4 protein-coding genes and 1 pseudogene are annotated in these 3,963 nt (G+C 42.6%); 4 read left to right on the forward strand and 1 reads right to left on the reverse strand.

What is annotated here, in order from left to right; genetic code table 11:
• Positions 1–60: 60 nt before the first annotated feature.
• Complete coding sequence (locus QZL69_RS03095) at positions 61–639, reverse strand: TetR/AcrR family transcriptional regulator (RefSeq protein WP_022213759.1); 579 nt, start codon at positions 637–639, stop codon at positions 61–63.
• A gap of 185 nt (positions 640–824) precedes the next feature.
• Between QZL69_RS03095 and QZL69_RS03100 the strand changes: the two are divergent.
• From QZL69_RS03100 to QZL69_RS03115, 4 genes and pseudogenes are all read left to right on the forward strand, one after another.
• Positions 825–1,046: pseudogene (locus QZL69_RS03100) on the forward strand (sulfite exporter TauE/SafE family protein); the annotation flags it as partial.
• Positions 1,047–1,121: 75 nt separating this feature from the next.
• Entirely contained in the window at positions 1,122–2,339 is a 1,218-nt protein-coding gene (locus QZL69_RS03105; RefSeq protein WP_022213761.1) for an AI-2E family transporter, read from the forward strand.
• Positions 2,340–2,465: 126 nt separating this feature from the next.
• Positions 2,466–2,843 (forward strand): SMU1112c/YaeR family gloxylase I-like metalloprotein, encoded by a 378-nt coding sequence (gloA2, locus tag QZL69_RS03110; RefSeq protein WP_022213762.1) that lies wholly within the window; start codon positions 2,466–2,468, stop codon positions 2,841–2,843.
• Between the two features lie 20 nt (positions 2,844–2,863).
• Positions 2,864–3,963, forward strand: a 1,100-nt coding sequence (locus QZL69_RS03115) for a beta-galactosidase (RefSeq protein WP_291518030.1), incomplete at its 3' end; no start/stop codon positions are given.

Genomic DNA, 3,963 nt, shown 5'->3' on the forward strand with positions numbered 1-3,963 from the left:
ATAAACACCCGTCTGAGTGAAAGTGCTCAGACGGTTTTTTTGTGCCTGTATGCAGGGCAGTCAGGATAAAAGAGGCAGCATGCCGGAAAGAAAAATCTGAGTCAGAATCTCTGCAATGACTTCCGGTGCGAGATCAAAATTATCCCGGGTCCATTTGTGAAGCACACCGATCGTGCTGCCGATCGCGCAGGTGATCACGTAAGATATTTCTTCTTTTGTGTGTCTGTCGGGGCTGGCACTGGAGGTGGTAGCGGTGACATAGTGATGAAGCATGGTCAGCATTTTTTCAAACAGATCATTCCCGTGAGGGGTGCTCAGAAGACCGGCAAGGAAGGGATTTTCCATTGTATAGCGACAGATCGTCAGAAAATAGGACTGACAGATATCGCGGTCATTTTCCGGATGAAATTTTTCCATTATAGAAAAAACATCATGGATCGTCTTTTCCTCAACAGCAGATACAAGAGAGGGGATATCCTGATAATGATTATAAAAAGTACTTCTCGCGATACCAGCTGTTTTGGTGATATCGGATACGGTGATCCGGTCAGGAGCTTTTTGCTTTATGAGTTTAAAAAAAGCTCCCAGGATGGCTTCGTCTGCCACAGAATATCTTTCATCAGGAATTGGATTTTGCATAGTCGATTCCCTCCAATATCTCATAAATATAGTGTAACTGTTCAGTACCCTCACAGTTACGGGTCAAAATGCCTTCTGAATAGTTACAATATAGTACAGTATAACACAGATCCGGAAGTATAAGAACAGGAAAATAGCATGTCAGAATGTCTGGTATTAAAGTTGAAAGTGAAAAAATCTATCTTATTATGACCTTCACAGCTTTTACCGGAGCCGTCTCCCATTTCGCCATCGGCGGTACACCAGACTGGTCGGTATGGATTTTGTGTGTAATCTTTACATTTCTCTGGGCCAGAATCGCAGCGGTATTTGCCAACAAAGCAACTCCAAAGACATTGAACCGTGCGACGGGAGTGATCCTGGTGATATTGGGAGTTGTGGTTATGGCATTTTCGATGATAGGCTAGAATTGTAGCCGTGACTTTACATAGCAGTCAATAAGCTTTGAATAACAGATAAAGATTGAAAAAAGGAGGAAAATAGTGGATTTAAGCAAAATATCTATAAAAAAAATCAGGGAGCTGATTGTGTTTACGGCGTTTCTTGTGGTTGCCCTGTGGAAGTTTGATGTGGTGCTCGGTGTGCTGAAGGCAATATGGGGGATTATATTTCCGTTTATACTTGGTGGTGCAATCGCATTTCTGACGAATGTGCCAATGAGCTTTTTGGAAAAGACAATTTTTAAAAATGAAAAAAAGGAAAATAAGATAGCTGGAGAACTGGCAAGACCAATAAGTCTGCTTCTTACTATTGTATTAATAGTTGGTGTGATCGCATTGGTGATGTTCGGTGTGATTCCGCAGCTTACGCGAACAATGGGAACTTTGATGATGAGCATTTCTGACTTTATTCCGCAGATGCAAAGCTGGATTCGAGAATTTTTCCATAATAACCAGGAAATTATGAAGCTGGTAGATCAGGTACAGTTTGATCCGGATCAGGCAATCAGGTGGGGAATAAGTCTTCTTGGCAACGGTGCTGGAAATATGATGAATACGACGATGTCAGCTGTGGGTTCCATAGTCAGTGGATTAGCGACCTTTTTTATTGCCTTTTCTTTTGCCTGTTATGTCCTTTTTCAGAAAGAAAAGCTGCACTTACAGATCAGAAAAGTATTTTTCGCATTTCTTCCACAACAAAAAGCAGATGCTTTGCTTAAAGTCTGCGCTCTGACATATCGGACATTTGCAAACTTTCTTACAGGTCAGTGTCTGGAAGCCGTGATTCTCGGATGTATGTTTGTTATCACACTGAGTATTTTGAGGATGCCATATGCACTTTTGATTGGAGTTTTAATTGCATTTACAGCATTGATTCCTATTTTCGGGGCTTTCATCGGGTGTGCAGTAGGAGGCTTTTTGATCTTTATGGTAAGCCCGAAGCAGGCAATTTTGTTTATAATAGTATTTCTGATGCTGCAGCAGATTGAAGGAAATCTGATCTATCCTCATGTTGTTGGTGAATCTGTAGGACTTCCATCAATCTGGGTGCTGGCAGCAGTTACAATCGGCGGAAATCTTATGGGGATTGTAGGCATGCTTGTTTTCATTCCACTGCTGTCGGTATTTTATACTATTTTTCGGGAATACGTATATCTGCGTTTGAAAAAACAACATATCAAACGGGTAACAACGACAGAAATAGAGAAATATACGGAAGAGGATCATCCAATCCAAGCAGATAATCAGAGAGAGGACTGATTGCCAAGGCCGCTGAAGTGAACATTAACAATAAAAGAGTTGCATAGAAGGGATAAAGCAGTTTATTATTGATGTAGACAGATGCGAAATGTATTCTGATCAAGTCAGAAGAATACGGAGGGAAATATGTTCAATTTAATTCATCATATAGCTATTATTGGAAGTGATTATAAGAAATCGAAGCATTTTTATGTGGATCTTCTCGGATTTAATGTGATCAGGGAGAATTATCGCAGGGAGCGCGATGACTACAAAATTGATCTGGCCTGTGGAGAACAGGAAATAGAACTTTTTATTATTAAAAATGCACCTGCAAGAGTCAATTATCCGGAAGCTCTTGGACTCAGGCATCTAGCATTTAAGGTAGACAATGTAGAAGAAGTGGTAAAAGAATTAAATGCCAGAGGGATTGCTACGGAGCCTGTTCGAATAGATGACTATACAGGTAAAAAGATGACATTTTTCCAGGATCCGGATGGTTTGCCGCTGGAAATACATGAGTGAATGACAGGGGGCATTGTATTATGAGGGAATTACTCTATGGGGCAGCGTATTACGATGAATATATGCCGTATGACCGGCTGGAGAAAGATGTTGCCATGATGAAAAAAGCCGGGATCAATACGGTTCGGATTGCAGAGTCTACATGGAGCACCTGTGAACCGCAGGAAGGTGTTTTTGACTTTTCACATGTGATCCGTGTAATGGATGCGATGGAAGAGGCAGAAATTAACGTTATCATAGGGACTCCGACCTATGCAGTGCCGACCTGGATGGTGAAAGCCTATCCGGATGTGCTGGCGGAGACGGTCAAAGGCAGAGGAATCTATGGTGCGAGACAGATTATGGACATCACACATCCGGTCTATCGGTATTATGCGGAAAGAGTCATCCGCAAGCTGATGGAAGTTTCTGCACACCGAAAATGTGTGATCGGATTCCAGCTTGATAATGAAACGAAATATTATGGAACTGCAGGCAAAAACGTGCAGCTTGGTTTTGTGAAATATCTCCGGGAGAAATTTCATAATGATCTGGATGCCATGAATCATGAATTCGGTCTGGATTACTGGAGCAATCGCATCAATGCCTGGGAAGATTTTCCGGATGTGCGCGGTACGATCAATGGAAGTCTGGGGGCAGAGTTTGAAAAATACCAGAGAAGTCTGGTGGAAGAATTCCTGGGCTGGCAGGCAGCGATTGTTTCTGAATATAAGAGAGAAGACCAGTTTATCACCCACAATCTGGATTTTGAGTGGAGAGGATATTCCTACGGCGTGCAGCCGGATGTAAACCATTTTAAATGTGCAAAACATCTGACCATGGCAGGAACGGATATTTATCATCCGACCCAGGATCACCTGAGTGGTGCAGAGATCGCATTTGGTGGTGATCTGATCCGCTGTCTCAAAAATGACAACTACCTGGTTCTGGAAACAGAAGCACAGGGTTATCCAGGCTGGACACCATATGACGGACAGCTTCGCCTGCAGGCATACAGCCATCTGGCCTCCGGCGCTCTTGGCGTGATGTACTGGCACTGGCATTCAATCCATAACTCTTTTGAGACTTACTGGAAAGGCCTTCTGAGCCATGACATGGAAGAAAATGCCGTATACAAAGA

This window comes from Blautia sp. CAG:237 (genome assembly GCF_000436615.1).
GTDB classification, from domain to species: Bacteria; Bacillota; Clostridia; order Lachnospirales; family Lachnospiraceae; genus Blautia_A; species Blautia_A intestinihominis.

Bases quoted from the DNA above. Each gene is read 5' to 3' on its own strand.
- QZL69_RS03095 (WP_022213759.1), bottom strand. From the start codon at position 639: ATGCAAAATCCAATTCCTGATGAAAGATATTCTGTGGCAGACGAAGCC.
- gloA2 (WP_022213762.1), top strand. From the start codon at position 2,466: ATGTTCAATTTAATTCATCATATAGCTATTATTGGAAGTGATTATAAG.